The sequence below is a fragment of the Listeria grandensis genome (assembly GCF_014322885.1).
In the GTDB taxonomy this organism is placed as follows: domain Bacteria; phylum Bacillota; class Bacilli; order Lactobacillales; family Listeriaceae; genus Listeria_A; species Listeria_A grandensis.
The window spans coordinates 201,138-217,784 of record NZ_JAASUG010000006.1; the positions used below are offsets into that span (position 1 = coordinate 201,138).

The following is a 16,647-nucleotide window of genomic DNA, read 5'->3' on the forward strand; positions in this document are numbered from 1 at the left end:
AGCAGTATATACGTCTTACCCATTCTAAAAATAGGTTTGGCGTCTTCCATCCGTCTAACGTTTTTGTTATTCATGTTCTATTTTAGCTTCGCGCATTTAATTCTGTAGAGAATTAAATGCGCTTGGCTTTATATATCATTGATTCGAATCTATAATACCTGCTGGTTTCACTGGTTCGGATACGATGTTGAAAGCGTCATTTTGGGCGCCGAATTCTTCATCTTCTAGGTCGCGTAATTCGATTTCTTCTTTGTCTGCGGAGAGGATTTTTACGTCCATTCCTAGACTTTGAAGCTCTTTAATTAATACCTTGAAGGATTCTGGTACGCCTGGTTCTGGAATGCTTTCACCTTTGACAATGGCTTCGTATGTTTTCACACGACCTACTACGTCATCGGATTTGATCGTTAGGATTTCTTGAAGGGTGTAAGCGGCACCGTATGCTTCTAGCGCCCATACTTCCATCTCTCCAAAACGTTGTCCACCAAACTGTGCTTTACCACCTAGTGGCTGTTGCGTTACTAGTGAATATGGACCAGTTGAACGTGCATGTAATTTATCGTCAACCATGTGGGCAAGTTTAATCATATACATGATACCAACAGAAATACGGTTATCAAATGGTTCGCCTGTGCGGCCATCGTATAAAACGGTCTTCGCATCTGGTGCCATACCGGATTCGGCTACTGTGCTCCATACGTCGTCATCGTTCGCGCCATCAAATACTGGTGTCGCGATGTGAATGCCGAGGTAACGAGCTGCCATACCTAAGTGAAGCTCCAATACTTGTCCAATGTTCATACGTGATGGTACACCTAGCGGGTTAAGCATGATGTCGACTGGCGTTCCGTCTGGCATATAAGGCATGTCTTCCTCTGGTAAAATACGAGAGATAACCCCTTTATTTCCGTGACGTCCGGCCATTTTATCGCCTTCATGAATTTTACGTTTTTGAACGATATACACACGAACGAGTTGGTTAACACCTGGTGGTAATTCATCGCCAGCTTCACGTGTAAAGATTTTCACGTCAAGGACAATTCCGTCGCCACCATGCGGTACGCGTAGGGATGTATCGCGAACTTCACGCGCTTTTTCACCGAAGATAGCATGTAGTAAACGTTCTTCTGCAGTAAGCTCTGTTACACCTTTTGGCGTTACTTTACCGACAAGCAAATCGCCGTCTTTCACTTCTGCTCCGACACGAATGATTCCGCGTTCGTCAAGGTCACGCAATGCATCTTCCCCAACGTTTGGAATATCGCGCGTCATTTCCTCAGGTCCGAGTTTTGTATCACGCGCTTCTGATTCAAATTCTTCAATATGAATCGACGTGTAAACATCATCTTTTACAAGACGTTCACTCATGATGATCGCATCCTCATAGTTGTAACCATCCCAAGTCATGAACGCAACAAGTACGTTACGGCCTAGGGCAAGCTCACCTGAATCCATGGAAGGCCCGTTACCAAGGATTTCGCCTTTTGTAACTCGGTCTCCTTCTGCTACGTTTGGATATTGGTTATAACACGTACCATGATTCGAACGGACAAATTTGCGCAATGTATATTTATCAATACCACCGCTTACTTCTTTGCCATCGATCTCTGAAATACGGCGAATCCAGATTTCTTTTGCTTCCACGTGCTCAACGACACCATCATGTTTACATACGACAGCAGCACCAGAGTCACGCGCAGAGACGTGCTCCATACCAGTTCCGACGATCGGAGCTTCTGGATTCAAAAGTGGTACCGCTTGACGTTGCATGTTGGCTCCCATTAGCGCACGGTTGGAGTCATCATTTTCAAGGAACGGAATACATGCCGTCGCAACCGAAACTACTTGTTTTGGCGATACATCCATGTAATCGATACGTTCTTTTTCTACAGCTAAGTTGGCAGAACGGAAACGAGCCATAACTTCTTCTTCAGTAAAGCTACCTTGCTCGTCCAACTTGGAGTTCGCTTGGGCTACTACATAGTTATCCTCTTCGTCCGCAGTTAGATAATCGATCTTATCTGTTACGCGGTTCGTCTCAGGATCAACACGACGATATGGTGTTTCAATAAAGCCAAATTTATTCACTTTCGCAAAAGAGGACAAGGAGTTAATCAACCCAATGTTTGGTCCCTCAGGCGTTTCAATCGGACACATACGACCATAGTGGGAATAATGCACGTCACGTACTTCATAACCAGCACGTTCACGCGTCAAACCACCGGGTCCAAGCGCTGAAAGACGACGTTTATGCGTCAACTCGGCAAGTGGATTAGTCTGATCCATAAACTGTGATAACTGCGAGCTACCAAAGAATTCTTTAATGGATGCGACAACCGGACGAATATTAATCAATTGTTGCGGCGTCACCGTGCTCATATCTTGAATCGACATACGCTCACGAACCACACGCTCCATACGAGACAACCCGATACGGAATTGATTTTGTAAAAGTTCCCCAACAGAACGCAAACGACGGTTCCCAAGATGGTCAATATCGTCTGTGTCCCCTACTCCGTGAAGCAGGTTGAAGAAGTAGCTAATCGAAGAAATAATATCAGCCGGCGTAATGTGTTTTACGCTCGCATCAATATAAGCATTACCAATAACATTGATAATTTTCTCCTCTTCACTATTTGGTGCGTAAATTTTGATCGATTGAACAACAACACTGTCTTCCATTACGCCATCCGTTGGGCGTAACGTACGGAATCCGACACCATTTTCAAGGTTTTCAATGATCGAATCCAATTTACGACGATCTAAGATATCACCTTTAGACGCGATAATTTCACCAGTTTCTGGATCTACTAACGTTTCTGCAAGTGTTTGGTTAAATAAACGGTTCTTCAAATGCAGTTTCTTGTTGATTTTATAACGACCAACATTCGCTAAATCATAGCGTTTTGGATCAAAGAAACGCGATACAAGCAAGCTTTTCGCATTCTCAACAGTTGGTGGTTCACCAGGACGTAAGCGCTCGTAAATCTCAAGCAATGCTTTGTCCGCATTATCGGTATTATCTTTCTCAAGAGTGTTGCGTAAGTAGTCATTCTCCCCGATTAATTCCAAGATTTCGCTATCGGAGCCAAATCCAAGCGCACGTAAAAGAACAGTAACTGGTAATTTACGCGTCCGGTCGATCCTTACATGAACAACATCTTTCGCGTCAGTTTCGTACTCAAGCCATGCCCCACGGTTAGGGATGACAGTAGAACCAAAACCTTTTTTACCATTTTTATCGAGTTTCCCGTTAAAATAAACACCTGGGGAACGAACTAATTGCGATACAATAACACGCTCGGCGCCATTGATAACAAACGTACCCATCTCGGTCATAAGCGGGAAATCACCCATAAATACTTCTTGGTCTTTCACTTCGCCCGTCTCTTTATTGATAAGACGTAGCTTTACACGCAATGGTGCTGCATAATTCGCATCACGGTTTTTCGACTCTTCTACTGAATATTTCGGATCTCCCAAATTGTAGTCGATAAATTCTAGTGACAAATTCCCAGCAAAATCCTCAATTGGAGAAATATCGCGGAACATTTCACGTAATCCCTCATCCAAAAACCATTGGTAGGACTTCGATTGAATCTCGATTAAGTTTGGCAACTCCAACACTTCACTAATACGAGCGAAACTTCTACGTTGGCGATGTCTTCCGTACTGAACTAGTTGACCTGACAACTCATTCACCCTCTCAAATAAACTAAATTTATTAAGCACATTGCAGCAAAAATAGTACAATGGAACTTGGCAAAAATACCTAAAAAAGACAAAAAGAAAGTGGGCTCCTTAAAGAAAACCACTATTTCCTTGCTATGTGAACCAAACAGGCTAAAACTGCAATTCCTCAATATTCACCGCTACATATGGCGATATCGATTCTTTTGGCATCTTATTATAATATCATAGTGAAAAGACGGAGTCAATGATTAGGACTTCATTGATGCCATCTTTCTAAGCTTCATTATTTGTATGGTTTGATGTATGGAACGATGTCTGCTGTGGCGCCGATCTCAGAGGCGCGGATAAAAGGGGCGCCTGCGAGTTGTTTGAAGTTGATTGCTTGGCCAGTTAGGACGATGCCTTTAAATTGCAAGCTATCGATATCTTCCTTACCATACTTAGTTAGCAAGTTGGCTACATGTTCTGACTTCGATGCTAAACTTTCTAAACTTGAAATAAAGTTATTGTAATTACCTTTAAATACATCTGCATCAGATACTTTTTCAACTTTCTTTTGAATCCCCTCGAAACCGTAAACCTGGTCTGGAGTTAATGCATCTGATTGTCCCCCATTCTCTTCTTCACCCAACCACAACCACGCTATATTTAAATTTACTGGAATTTTTGCTCGAATTTCTTTCAACGAATATTTTTTATCAAAAGAGATCGCCATCTCCATCACCTTGTCAGTATCTGTAGAAGTTAAGACTATATCGTTATTTATTTTTTTATAGGGTACATCCTGGCTATAAAATTTCATCATCTTCTGATTAGTTCCTTCTGTGAAATCTAATGTTCCGTTGAAATTATTTAGCGGCACTCTTCCTACACTATTTTCACCCCATACCCCATAATTGCCAATAATGTCGGTCCAAGGAATAATATACCCATCAATGTCCTTGTACTGTTTGTAAATAAACTGACCTTTAAAAATATCATTTTGCGCCTTAATGCGGCTTCCTAACGAGACATTGGGTGAATTTATAACAACTTGATCCAATATTTCTTCATCTAATTTTGCACTATGGAACATTGTTAATTTCATGCCTCCGATAATTAGACCTACACACACTATTATAACAATTACTGCACTGATTAGCCCTATTCGTCTTTTATTCCGCTTACCGCTCTCCATAAGATGCCTCCAAAATTAATTAATTGTTAAACTCTAGTCCTATCTCATAACGAAATATCGTATCTCCTGCATTATTTGAAAAATACAATCGGAAATTATCATTGCCTTCTATATATTTATCAATATACACCATAAAAACAAGGTCTCCTTTTTTCACTTCATTCCCATCAACTACTAACTCAGTCATTGCTTGTTCTTGTTCTACAAAAACACTGTATAAACCACTCTTATAATTACTGTACAGTGCAACAAAATCAGTCAATGGAACCTCCATTTCCTTTGTACCAGTGTTCTTAATCTCAACAGGAACTCGATACTCAATCATTTTTTGATTTAGCTCATCATTCACTATATTTTTTTGTACATTTCCAAATGTATAATTTAACTTCTCTATACTTAAAACCGTTCCTTGCTCTAATCGCACCTTTTCGATCGAAATCTTATCGGCGTTCACATGCTTAATTTGAGAGACTGTAAATACCACAGCCACTAAACTCACTAGCGTAATCCCTATACAGAGCATCCATCTCTTTTTATTCATGCATTTTCACCCACATTAAAGCTATCAATTAACTTCCCATTATCTAAAATAAATATTTTCTGACAAATTTCCCTTAAAAACTCTGAATCATGGCTAGATACCAAAATTGTCTTTCCTTTATTTTTGAAATCTATAATTTTTTCTTGCAGAAATTCCACGCCTGCTTCATCTAGCGCATTAGTTGGTTCATCCCATATTAATATTTCTGGATTTTCCATTATAGATTGAGCTAAACCAAGTCGTTGCTTCATCCCTAATGAATATTTCTTAACTTTATCTTTGTTATTAGAATCCAACCCTACCTCTTCTAAAACGTTCTTTATTTCTTCTTCCGTACATGAGTTATTAATACTAGCTAAAATCTCCAAATTCTTGAAACCCGTGTGATTGGGCAAGAAGCTTGGGTATTCAATTAAAAAACCCGTTTCTTCAGGAAATGAAATATCCTTCCCAATAATTTTTCCATGTACATCAACTGACCCTTCAGTCAACGTTATAAGGCCTAATAACGCCTTAAATAACAAGGTTTTTCCAGACCCATTCCTCCCCTTAAACCCATATACTCCTGGTTCGTCAATGCAAAAGCTAATGTCATTTAACACTTTTTTATTTCTATAAACTTTAGATACGTTTTTTACTTTAATCATCTTGCACCTCGTATTCTATATCAATATTCAACTTTTCGATACATCCATTTCCCATAAAAATATGAAATAATTAGCAGAACTACCTCTATTAAAATTAAAAAACTTCCTAGTTCAGCATAATATATATCATATCTTGATCCCATCGCCACGCTCAAAAAAAAGTAAGGCGTTTTAATATAAACTGTCACTCCATAAAAAATAGCAATGACCAAAAATGCTATGCTACTGGAAAAATAATAGTCTAACCAGCAAAAAATAGTGACCATAAATATCAGTACCAACATCATCGCAGTTATCTTTTCAACACCATAAGCATTAAACAATTTGCCAAGCTCAATAACATTCATAACAAGAAACATAAGTACCGAATAGCCCATGCAAAAAGTTACTATCACGGAAAATTTAACCAGCCATAAATAATTTTTAGAAACCTGCTTCAACCTACCAATAACATTGATATCCGCCTTAGCTATGGTCCAGCTGAAGGAGTTGCCTAACATGTAAAAAGGTAATATTTGAACAAACAACCAAATAACAGGAAAAGTAAATACACCCTCTTTGGCTTCTTCAAAACTAACTCCTGCATATATGTTTACTAATGCCTGCTCAAACCAGATATTATTAACAAATTGCACCCCTATCACAGTAAGTAGAACCAACAAAGATATTAGTATTCTGTTTTTCATCTGTCCATAGAACGAATATATAACATAATTATACACACGAATATTATTTTTCATATTGAATCACCCGTTTGTTAACAAACTGAACATACAGAATCACACTGGTTACTAAGATACATCCTATTAAAAAAAACACATGTCCAACAATATCCCCTACATAGATGGGGTGCCCTGGGGTGAACCATACTTTATAAAAATAAAAAGCGGCATTCTTATATACATTCAATTGATCCTCAACAAACGATAGCCCTATGATAATCAGAACTGATAGAACATTACTATTCATAAAGCTTTTGAGCAGTAAAAAAAGAACTAGTATCTGGAAACTGAGTAAGAATAAAATAGTTACGAACAGTATTTGATATTCCCACGCACTTTTCAAAACTATAAAACCACATAATGCCGATAATACAGCTACATAGGCAGAAGCTAATCCTACATGCATCATTTTATATTGGAAATACTTTTTCATATCACCAAATAAAAACACAAATATTTTACTATCCCCAGAATTAGCTATAACAAACAGGAATAACAGAAATGGTATGAACAGAAAGCTAATATAAATAACATCCTGTAACTCCAAAAATAATATTTCACCATTAGTAATAGCACCCTCCGCTACGAATTCCCGATAGGCAAGCATCATCCCTAACGTCCCTAGATAACATAACGTGGCTACTACAGAATACATTGGATATGATACTTTCATACATAACACTTTAAAATAATTATTTAATGACATTTTTTTTAACCCCAATTACATAAAAAACTAATGTAGCAACTAAACTCAAGATATAAAATAATAGGATATATACAAACGATACACTAGCAATATCGCCTCGCTCCATCAAGAAGTGTGCTGGGGAAATTGCAATATTCGTCATAAAGCCAATAACCATCAACACTAGCTGAACTAAAAAAACCGAGCTAACTACTACAAAAAACTTCTCGACATAAAGCGAAATAGTCAACGTCACAATAGCGAAAAGGCCACTAAAAAGCGCTGATAATATAATATACATTCCTGTGTATACCAAAGGATGACTGTAATAAAAACTCGGAAATAACGTATTTCCATATGTAAAATTCAGTCCTACATCCAATGCTTCGACAGGATTATACGCAGGTAATACCATGAAATTTAATATTAAATTTAATATTAATACCAAACTGGTAATCAAAAACGACAAGCAGAATACAATAGTTATTAATGTTGTGAAATATCGCTTTATAGTTATTTTCGAATAGATCAAATAAAAGTACCCTTGCTTCTTGTCTTCGTTATAAATAGTGGCACCACCAAGCGATGCTAATAAGGGTAATACAAAATAGAATAGCATCCCCATATTTGTTTCGATACTAGAACCTAACCACTGAGTATATGGGGTAATATCGATTGTGTCCGAATTCACAAATTGCATTGTTTTCCATGCACCCGAAAAAAATTGTAAACAGATTAAAAGGATAGATATGCCTATAAAGATGAATAGATTCTTCCCTTTAATCCTCTCTAACCAGAATTTATGCATATTTTTTCTCCTATTTTTATTAAGAGATCATACTAATTGTTAGATAATCAGTTTATTTATCTGGTTGCCAAGTGCCTGATGCTGATCCATTAGCAAAACGTTTAGACGCAATATATGTACCTACGCCTGTTCCATGATCCTCAACTGCATAATTCACATATTTTGTTACGCCAGGTCCATCAACAGTTCTGGATGGTCCGCTTTGCTTTCCTTTTGCCATTACCCAGGAATTAAAGCGAAATCCAGATGTTATACTACTCGTACTCATATATACATATGACTTAGTCCATTTAGTAGCGGAAGGAGTCCTATCATTTGGACTGTAAAATCTGTATTCATTTGACCACTTAACTGTGTAAGCAAAGGCCTTAGTTGCTGGTGCACTCATACTAATAAATAATATCCCAATAAGTAAAACTACAACCATTTTTTTATTCACTTTTCTAAATTTATTCACCTCGAAACATCTCCTTGTGTAAATTATTTGTATGACCTCTCTTAATAATTCTATCACATATAACTATATATTCCTATTAAATTCCGAAATTAATCCATTTAATGATACTTTTAACTTAAACCCACTATTTATCTACATTAAAATAAAAAAGTTACTATCTATTTATCCAGATAATAACCAAATTAATTATTCCAATACTAAAATCAGTATTCTTTCATACTCCGATAAATAAAATATCCCTTATCCTTCGCAACGACTTCCACATTCCCGAAAACCTCTTCCATTTTCGCCGCAGCAGAAGGGCCACCTTGTTTTTTCTGAATCACAATCCAAAGACCTCCACCAGTTTCTAATCGTTCAAAGCTGCCAGTCAGAATCTCGTGCACTATCTTTTTACCCGCGCGAATTGGTGGGTTACTAATAATATCCGTATAATCACGATCCGTCACACCGTCGTATACAGAACTCTCAAAAACACGCACATTCGCCAACCCGTTATTCGCTGCATTTTCCGCAGATAGTTCCAGCGCGCGGTCGTTCACATCAATCATATCCACTTGCGCCTCAGGATAACTTTTCGCAAGGGCTAGACCAATCGGACCATAGCCGCAACCAACGTCCAGTATTTTCCCTGATGGATTACTCGCTTCAAAACTTTCAATCAGAAGTCGGGAACCAAAATCAACCGTCGTCTTTGAGAAAACACCCGCATCACTGATAAATTTGATGGAAGCTCCGCGCAGTTCGAAATCCCACGTTTTACGGTTATGATCTAAGTCACTATTTTTCGTATAATAATGTTTATTGCTCACATTTCCCACTACCTTTCTATGTATAAAAAAGAAGAGCGCCACATCAGCATAAGGCTAATTTGGTGCTCTTCTTGTCTAGTTTCGCGTGCCAGCTTCTCGGAAATTTGTTGTGGTTCTTAGGAAGTGATTTATGATTCCTTAAAACCTCAATATGAGTTGTGAATGAAATGAACATTCATTCATTGCCCCTAACAAATTTTTTCGAAGCTGACGGGCACGTTCAACGTTTCGTTTTTATTTAACAGCTACGTTAGCGCCAACTTCTTCAAGCTTAGCAACGATTTCGTCTGCTTCTTCTTTAGTTACGCCTTCTTTAAGAGCTTTAGGAGCGTTATCTACAACTTCTTTAGCTTCTTTCAAGCCAAGACCAGTGATTTCACGAACCACTTTGATAACTTTGATTTTTTGATCTCCAGCAGAAGCTAGTTCTACTGTGAATTCAGTTTGTTCAGCGGCAGCAGCGCCACCAACAGCAGCACCAGCAGCTACAGGAGCAGCAGCAGTTACGCCAAATTCTTCTTCGATTGCTTTTACTAAATCGTTTAATTCTAATACAGTTGCTTCTTTTACGGAAGCAATGATTTCTTCAATGTTTAAAGCCATTTTGAAATTCCTCCATTATAATATAATTTTTCGGTCTAAGCCGATATTGGTTGTTGGTGAAAATTCACCAGGTAAAACTTACGCGCCTTGTTCTTCTTTTTGAGTTGCAACAGCTTTTGTTGCAAGTGCCAAGTTACGAACTGGAGCTTGAAGTACGCTAAGCAGCATAGATAGTAAGCCTTCGCGTGATGGTAGAGAAGCAAGAGCTTTAACATCTTCAACTGAAGATACTTTACCTTCGATGATACCAGCTTTAATTTCTAATGCTTCGTGTTTCTCCGCAAATTCATTAATGATTTTAGCAGGAGCAACAACGTCTTCATTACTGAAAGCAATAGCGCTAGGACCTGTCAATACTTCGTTCAAGCCTTCCAAGCCAGCAGCTTCAGCAGCACGACGCATTAACGAGTTCTTGTATACTTTAAAATCAATACCAGCTTCACGCAATTGTTTACGTAATTCGGTAATTTCAGCAACTGTTAAACCGCGATAGTCAACGATTACTGTAGAAGCACTGTCTTTGAATTTCGTAGTGATTTCAGCAACAGCACCTTGTTTCAATTCTAAAATTGTACTCATCTTTATTTTCCACCTCCATCATGATTGTTCTAAGCCGAAAAAACGACTTTAGAGCATATAAGAAACCCCTCACACCGTAGACGTGAGGGGTTCACAAGTCAGATTCACAATGGAACTAACTTTCAAAATCCTCGGCGGGCAAAATTAAGCGTACAAGACGCGCCTGCTGTCTACGGTTAGGATATTCTGTTTTGTTTCGACTTTGTTATTCTACCAAAATAGAATAGCGCCGTCAAGCTCATATCTAAGTTTTAACTTAGAATGAAGATGGATCTACTTTAACACCAGGACCAAATGTAGTTGTAACGCTTACGTTTTTTACATATACTCCCTTAGCCGCAGCAGGTTTTGCTTTTTGAAGAACATCGTTAATTGTACGGAAGTTCTCAACAAGCTTGGCAGCATCAAATGATACTTTACCAATCGCAGTATGGACATTACCAGACTTGTCAACGCGGTATTCTACTTTACCAGCTTTGATTTCGTTTACGGCTTTTGTTACGTCCATAGTTACTGTTCCTGTTTTAGGGTTTGGCATTAAACCTTTTGGTCCTAAGACACGGCCTAGTTTACCAACTTCACCCATCATATCAGGTGTTGCTACGATAACGTCAAAATCAAACCAACCTTGGTTAATCTTAGTTACGTAGTCTCCTTCTCCAACGAAGTCAGCGCCAGCAGCCTCAGCTTCTTTTGCTTTCTCGCCTTTTGCAAATACTAATACGCGTTGTGTTTTACCTGTTCCATTCGGAAGTACAACAGCGCCGCGGATTTGTTGATCTGCTTTTTTAGGGTCAACGCCTAAACGAAATGCTACTTCAACAGTTGCATCGAATTTAGCGAAGTCTGCTTTTTGAGCAAGTTCGACAGCTTCTTCAACGGAATAAGCTTTGTCAGCATCGATTAGCTTGACAGCATCTTGATACTTTTTACCTTTCTTAGCCATTCTTTTTTCCTCCTATTCTGTGGTTATATCGGAATTTCCTCCCACGTAAACCAGATATGACATCTGATTTGAAATAAGAAAAGATGAACGTATTACTCTAATATGATAAACGGTTCGACCCGCTTCGTTCAGTTGTTCTTTTTCTTATTCCTGATACGCGTAATACATGATTGGTATTAGTCTTCGATCGTAATACCCATGCTGCGCGCAGTACCTTCAACCATACGCATTGCAGATTCAACATTTGCAGCGTTTAGATCTGGCATTTTTAGTTCAGCGATTTCTTGTACTTGAGCACGTTTCACAACCGCAACTTTATTACGGTTTGGTTCACCTGATCCTTTTTCAACTTTAGCTGCTTTTTTAAGCAAGACTGCTGCTGGCGGAGTTTTAGTGATGAATGTGAAAGAACGATCTTCATACACAGAAATCACAACAGGAATAATTAGACCAGCTTGATCGCTTGTGCGCGCATTGAATTCCTTACAGAATCCCATAATGTTAACACCCGCTTGACCTAGTGCTGGACCAACTGGTGGAGCTGGATTAGCTTTACCTGCTGGAATTTGCAATTTTACCTCTTTGATTACTTTTTTAGCCACGAGACACACCTCCTTAAGTCCGTGATGTGGTTTAATGGGGTTAATCATTTCCCCTCCCACGTTAAAACAGCACAAATTGTACCTCATATAGAATAACACTAAGCGCGTGTGATTGCAAGATTTTTTTGTTAGTCTACCGTCCGAAAAGTACTTGTCTCAAAATCGTACTGCACATTCTTCGTCCTTCGCCACATATTGAGATATTTTGTGTACTGCTCAGCCGCTCGTTCTGCCCAATCAGCACTCATCGTTGTGAGCAACCGGATCGTTTCTTCAAAAGCTATTTTTCTAGTATCCCCCTCAAGATCATCTTCATCTTTACGGAGATAATCCAGACTTCGGTGTTTCATCTCATATTCCAAACCCATTCGAAAACAGAGCTGGAGAAAAACCTCATATTTAAACTCATCGAATTCATGCGTCGTAAACAAGCTGTGTTTTTCGCCACGTTCATCGCCATACAGTGCGTAGCCATTCAACTCGTCCCAATCCATACAAAGCTCACCGAAACCGCCAGAACTTTCGAGGTATAGATGGAAATCGATATCGTAGAGCGATGCAATGCTTTTTAGTTGAAGGTAGATGTACCCTGCGTATTCGTTGGTCGCCATGAAGAGCCCTCCCACAAAATAAAGGACCCGGATGTTAGATCCCAAGCCCTTCATGATTATTTAGATTCGTTCAATTTGATCAAAATCAACTTCCACTGGCGTTTCGCGGCCGAACATGTTGACCATAACTTTCGCTTTTGCCTTATCATTATCGATTTCCTCTACTTTACCAGAGAACTCCGCAAATGGCCCTTCTTTCACCATCACCGTTTCACCCAACTCAAAGTCAGCTTCTTGACGGCGCTCATTTAAGCCCATACTCTTCAGAATTCTGTCCGCTTCTTCTGGAAGTAATGCGGTTGGCTTCGACCCTGCACCCGCAGAACCAACAAACCCTGTAACACCTGGCGTATTACGGACGACGTACCAAGAATCATCGGTCATGATGATTTCAACCAATACGTAACCTGGGAAAACTTTACGCTTCAATGTTTTTGTTTTACCATTCTTCACTTCTGTTTCTTCCTCTTCAGGAACCATAACACGGAAAATTTTGTCTGACATCCCCATTGATTCTACACGTTTCTCAAGGTTTGCTTTGACTTTATTTTCATAACCGGAATAGGTGTGCACAACATACCAACTTTTTTCCATTTTTTTGCTTTGACCGCCACCAAATTGGGGTCATCCTCCTTTTGATAATTAATTTTAGATAGTAAAAAAACTTACCCAAAATAAAAAACCCGAAAAAATGTCGGGTTCTATCTCAATAATTGTATTATAGCATTCTTTGTTAAAAAAACCTAGTATTATAGCATAAACTGAATAAGCATTTCGATCAAAAAGTCCACAACCATAAAGAACACAGCCATACAAGCTACGGCAATGATTACAGTAATAGTATACGTTCTTAGCTCTTTTCCAGTTGGCCATGTAACTTTACCCATTTCAGACTTTACATTACGGAAAAACCTTGAAATTGCTGACATGTTATAACCTCCAAATCCACTATTTTGTTTCGCGATGAAGTGTATGCTTATTACAGTGTCTGCAAAATTTCTTCACTTCTAGCCGTTCAGTTCGCGCTGTTCCACCCACACCTACGGAATAGTTTCGTGATCCACATTCTGAACAGGCAAGTGACGTCTTTTTCTTCATAATCACAATCAACTCCGCTTATTTCTATGCTTTTAGCGCCAAATTCTCCATTCAACACTTTACATCTATAATAATATACCATTAGATGGCGATTCGAGTCAAGAACGAAAAGCAGAGCTTAACGGTTAACCTCGTGTTAGGCGGGGCAGTACAACCCTCAGCAGAGCTAGGCAACACAAAGATTGCAACTCCCAGCCAAAAAGTAACCACCAAACCGGCAGAATACACATGCTCTTGCTCGGTTTGTGAAAATCAGGATATTCACCCTGTATCAAAATTACAAAGACTCGTTCACTTGCTTCATCATTTTTTTCTTTACCCGCTGGATCGCGTTGTCAATCGCTTTTTCTTTTTTATTGAAATGTATGGCCATTTCTTGATAGGTCTTACCTTCTAAATATTGATGTAGAACCTCGCGCTCAAACTCACTTGTCACCTCTTCTAATTTATGTGCGACACTTGCCAGATTCTCGTTTTGAATTAAGAAATCTTCTGGTGTCATCGCCTCTTTCTCAGAGATCACGTCAAGCAACGTCCAATCAATCGCATCCTCATCATCTATAGGTGTATCAATGGAAACAGATGTATTGAGTGCATAATTCTTCTGTCGCATCGAACGCTTTACTGCCGATAAAATTTGTCGGTTAATGCAAATCTCTGCAAAAGATCGAAATGAGGCTTCTCGCTCCTCTTTATAATCTCGAATCGCTTTAAATAAACCTATCATACCTTCTTGAACCAAATCATCACGCTCTGCACCTTGTAAAAAATACTGTGTCGCTTTCCAATAAATGATAGATTGATATGCCTTAAAAAAATGTTCAATGGCCAAAGTATCGCCTGATCTCGCTAACTGCAACATTTTCATCTCTGCTTGTTTACTGTCATTTGTTTTCAACGGAACCTTCAAAAAGCCTCCTTCATCAAGCCTCGTATTCCCTCTGTAAATCCCATTATACAAGGGTTTAACAGCGCTCGTCAATGACTATTTTGGGCCTCTTCGTAGCTTTTCTAGCGCCTGAATTGTCTCAAAATCGATATTTAGGCCTGTTTTAGGTTGTTTTTCTTGGATTTCCTTCACTTTACGGGTGATCTGATGGGTCATTTCCTTAATTTCGAAAACTAGCTCCCGTGCCGAGATTCGCAACGCACCTTGTCCGAAAATCGCCCACTGTTCTGTGTAATCACTTGTCGCTACCATGACTTGCGTTTTGACATTTTTGTACTCGATCGCTTTCTGCTCAATATATTCATCTGCGGTCTCGTCTTCTTTTGTAAATACGATTTCGACTTTATTCTTCTTATATTTGCGCTCTTTGGCTCGGACGTATTGAGCATCGAACACGACAACCACTCGGTAGCCAGTGTAACTCTGGTATTCTGCCATCCACTCCACTAGTTGATTGCGCGCCGACTCTAGATCCCCAGCCTTCAAGCGTGCTAGTTCCGGCCATGCCCCGATCACATTATAACCATCGACTAGCAGCACACGATTCATCGCTATTCACCAAGAGGCAAACGTTTGCGATAAATCTCGTACATCAATACACTCGCTGCAACTGACGCATTTAGCGACGTTACCGCACCACGCATTGGTAAGTGTACAAGAAAATCACATTTTTCACGAACAAGGCGGCTCATCCCAAAGCCCTCGCTACCAATCACTAGCGCAAGTGGCATATTCGCATCCATCGTTCGGTAATCGTTACTCCCACTTGCATCCGTACCAAAAATCCACAAGCCACGCTTCTGTAAATCTTCCATTGTACGGCTAATATTCGTCACACGCACAACCGGAATATGTTCTATCGCCCCCGTCGAAGCCTTGGCAACCGTTTGCGTCAAACCTACTGCACGGCGTTTCGGAATAATAATCCCGTGCGCCCCGACCGCATCCGCCGTACGCATAATCGAGCCTAAGTTATGCGGATCTTCCAATTCATCCAAAATCATGAAAAAGGGCATTTCCTCACGTTCTTCCGCTTTTGCGAAAAGATCATCTAACTCCGCGTATTGATATGCCGCAACTTGTGCTGCAACACCTTGATGTGAGCCTTCCACCAGCTTATCGATCTTTGATTTCGGCACGATTTGCACCTGTATTTTCCGTTCCTTTGCCGCACCAATAATTTGCTGCATGCTTCCCTTTTGCGAGCCTTCCGCAATGAGAATTTTATGAATGTCGCGCTCTGATTTTAATACTTCACTCACTGGATTTCGCCCAGCGATCCATTCCTGACTTTGCTCCATTTTATCGTCGCCTCCTTATTTCGCTTTAATAATCTCCGTTGCCAAATCTAGCCACTCGTTCAAACGCTCCGTTTCGCCACCCAAATATAAATAGCCAATCACCGCTTCAAAAGCCGATGACAAATTATATGTCTGTAAATCCGTGTTTTTCGGCACACTATTTGACTTTGCATTCCGACCACGTTTCGCAATCCGGTCCTCTTCCTCCGTCAAAAATTCCTTCGCATACATCGCCTGCAATATATAGGCCTGCGCTTTTGCAGAAACGTATTGCGTCGCCGTTTTATGCAAATGATTCGGTTTTGTCTTGCCTTCAGATAAAAGTAACTCTCTGATATGGCGTTCATAAATCGAGTCTCCCATATAAGCCAGCGCCAAACCGTTCAGCTGTTTGTAATCTTTCACAATCGCCATTC

General features: G+C 39.6%; 21 protein-coding genes and 1 other annotated feature. All 21 genes read right to left on the reverse strand.

What is annotated here, in order from left to right:
• Positions 1-135 precede the first annotated feature (135 nt).
• The 21 genes from rpoB to HCJ54_RS10185 all read right to left on the reverse strand — a co-directional run bounded on the left by rpoB (position 136) and on the right by HCJ54_RS10185 (position 16,645).
• Positions 136-3,693, reverse strand: a complete 3,558-nt coding sequence (rpoB, locus tag HCJ54_RS10085; protein WP_425324801.1) for a DNA-directed RNA polymerase subunit beta — start codon at positions 3,691-3,693, stop codon at positions 136-138.
• 283 nt (positions 3,694-3,976) lie between these two features.
• The gene (locus tag HCJ54_RS10090) at positions 3,977-4,870 is read right to left on the reverse strand and encodes an anti sigma factor C-terminal domain-containing protein (protein WP_187137534.1); all 894 of its coding nucleotides are present in this window, start codon (positions 4,868-4,870) and stop codon (positions 3,977-3,979) included.
• A 19-nt stretch (positions 4,871-4,889) separates the two neighbouring features.
• On the reverse strand, positions 4,890-5,411 hold the full coding sequence (locus HCJ54_RS10095; protein ID WP_185409874.1) for a hypothetical protein: 522 nt from the start codon (positions 5,409-5,411) through the stop codon (positions 4,890-4,892).
• Positions 5,408-6,058, reverse strand: coding sequence for an ATP-binding cassette domain-containing protein (locus HCJ54_RS10100; RefSeq protein ID WP_187137535.1), 651 nt, complete (start codon positions 6,056-6,058; stop codon positions 5,408-5,410). Before HCJ54_RS10100 ends, HCJ54_RS10095 begins: the two co-directional genes overlap by 4 nt.
• 20 nt (positions 6,059-6,078) lie before the next feature.
• Positions 6,079-6,798 carry a hypothetical protein gene (locus HCJ54_RS10105; RefSeq protein WP_187137536.1) on the reverse strand — a complete coding sequence of 240 codons (720 nt, stop codon included), beginning with the start codon at positions 6,796-6,798 and terminating at the stop codon, positions 6,079-6,081.
• Complete coding sequence (locus HCJ54_RS10110; protein WP_185525638.1) at positions 6,788-7,486, reverse strand: hypothetical protein; 699 nt, start codon at positions 7,484-7,486, stop codon at positions 6,788-6,790. Before HCJ54_RS10110 ends, HCJ54_RS10105 begins: the two co-directional genes overlap by 11 nt.
• A complete protein-coding gene (locus HCJ54_RS10115) occupies positions 7,473-8,273 on the reverse strand; it encodes a hypothetical protein (protein ID WP_187137537.1) in 801 nt (266 codons plus the stop codon). Before HCJ54_RS10115 ends, HCJ54_RS10110 begins: the two co-directional genes overlap by 14 nt.
• A gap of 52 nt (positions 8,274-8,325) precedes the next feature.
• A complete protein-coding gene (locus HCJ54_RS10120) occupies positions 8,326-8,730 on the reverse strand; it encodes a hypothetical protein (protein ID WP_187137538.1) in 405 nt (134 codons plus the stop codon).
• A gap of 203 nt (positions 8,731-8,933) precedes the next feature.
• A complete protein-coding gene (locus HCJ54_RS10125) occupies positions 8,934-9,542 on the reverse strand; it encodes a methyltransferase (RefSeq protein ID WP_187137539.1) in 609 nt (202 codons plus the stop codon).
• 234 nt (positions 9,543-9,776) lie between these two features.
• Positions 9,777-10,145: a 50S ribosomal protein L7/L12 gene (gene rplL / locus HCJ54_RS10130; protein WP_036094389.1), complete on the reverse strand. Its 369-nt coding sequence runs from the start codon at positions 10,143-10,145 to the stop codon at positions 9,777-9,779.
• A 78-nt stretch (positions 10,146-10,223) separates the two neighbouring features.
• Positions 10,224-10,724, reverse strand: a complete 501-nt coding sequence (rplJ, locus tag HCJ54_RS10135) for a 50S ribosomal protein L10 (protein ID WP_185409867.1) — start codon at positions 10,722-10,724, stop codon at positions 10,224-10,226.
• Positions 10,725-10,774: 50 nt separating this feature from the next.
• Positions 10,775-10,918: a sequence feature (ribosomal protein L10 leader region), on the reverse strand.
• Between the two features lie 62 nt (positions 10,919-10,980).
• Positions 10,981-11,670, reverse strand: coding sequence for a 50S ribosomal protein L1 (rplA, locus tag HCJ54_RS10140; RefSeq protein ID WP_187137540.1), 690 nt, complete (start codon positions 11,668-11,670; stop codon positions 10,981-10,983).
• A 176-nt stretch (positions 11,671-11,846) separates the two neighbouring features.
• Positions 11,847-12,272, reverse strand: coding sequence for a 50S ribosomal protein L11 (gene rplK, locus HCJ54_RS10145; RefSeq protein WP_036071367.1), 426 nt, complete (start codon positions 12,270-12,272; stop codon positions 11,847-11,849).
• A 128-nt stretch (positions 12,273-12,400) separates the two neighbouring features.
• The gene (locus tag HCJ54_RS10150) at positions 12,401-12,883 is read right to left on the reverse strand and encodes an Imm63 family immunity protein (RefSeq protein WP_187137541.1); all 483 of its coding nucleotides are present in this window, start codon (positions 12,881-12,883) and stop codon (positions 12,401-12,403) included.
• Between the two features lie 60 nt (positions 12,884-12,943).
• Positions 12,944-13,477 carry a transcription termination/antitermination protein NusG gene (gene nusG / locus HCJ54_RS10155; RefSeq protein ID WP_036068049.1) on the reverse strand — a complete coding sequence of 178 codons (534 nt, stop codon included), beginning with the start codon at positions 13,475-13,477 and terminating at the stop codon, positions 12,944-12,946.
• A 155-nt stretch (positions 13,478-13,632) separates the two neighbouring features.
• Positions 13,633-13,812 carry a preprotein translocase subunit SecE gene (secE, locus tag HCJ54_RS10160; protein ID WP_036068051.1) on the reverse strand — a complete coding sequence of 60 codons (180 nt, stop codon included), beginning with the start codon at positions 13,810-13,812 and terminating at the stop codon, positions 13,633-13,635.
• 19 nt (positions 13,813-13,831) lie between these two features.
• Positions 13,832-13,981, reverse strand: a complete 150-nt coding sequence (gene rpmG / locus HCJ54_RS10165; RefSeq protein ID WP_077912854.1) for a 50S ribosomal protein L33 — start codon at positions 13,979-13,981, stop codon at positions 13,832-13,834.
• Between the two features lie 277 nt (positions 13,982-14,258).
• A complete protein-coding gene (locus HCJ54_RS10170; protein ID WP_260451602.1) occupies positions 14,259-14,879 on the reverse strand; it encodes an RNA polymerase factor sigma-70 in 621 nt (206 codons plus the stop codon).
• A gap of 87 nt (positions 14,880-14,966) precedes the next feature.
• Positions 14,967-15,479: an NYN domain-containing protein gene (locus tag HCJ54_RS10175; protein WP_185409864.1), complete on the reverse strand. Its 513-nt coding sequence runs from the start codon at positions 15,477-15,479 to the stop codon at positions 14,967-14,969.
• Positions 15,480-15,481: 2 nt separating this feature from the next.
• The gene (gene rlmB / locus HCJ54_RS10180; RefSeq protein WP_187137542.1) at positions 15,482-16,231 is read right to left on the reverse strand and encodes a 23S rRNA (guanosine(2251)-2'-O)-methyltransferase RlmB; all 750 of its coding nucleotides are present in this window, start codon (positions 16,229-16,231) and stop codon (positions 15,482-15,484) included.
• Positions 16,232-16,246: 15 nt separating this feature from the next.
• Positions 16,247-16,645: a Mini-ribonuclease 3 gene (locus tag HCJ54_RS10185; RefSeq protein ID WP_036068057.1), complete on the reverse strand. Its 399-nt coding sequence runs from the start codon at positions 16,643-16,645 to the stop codon at positions 16,247-16,249.
• Positions 16,646-16,647 lie beyond the last annotated feature (2 nt).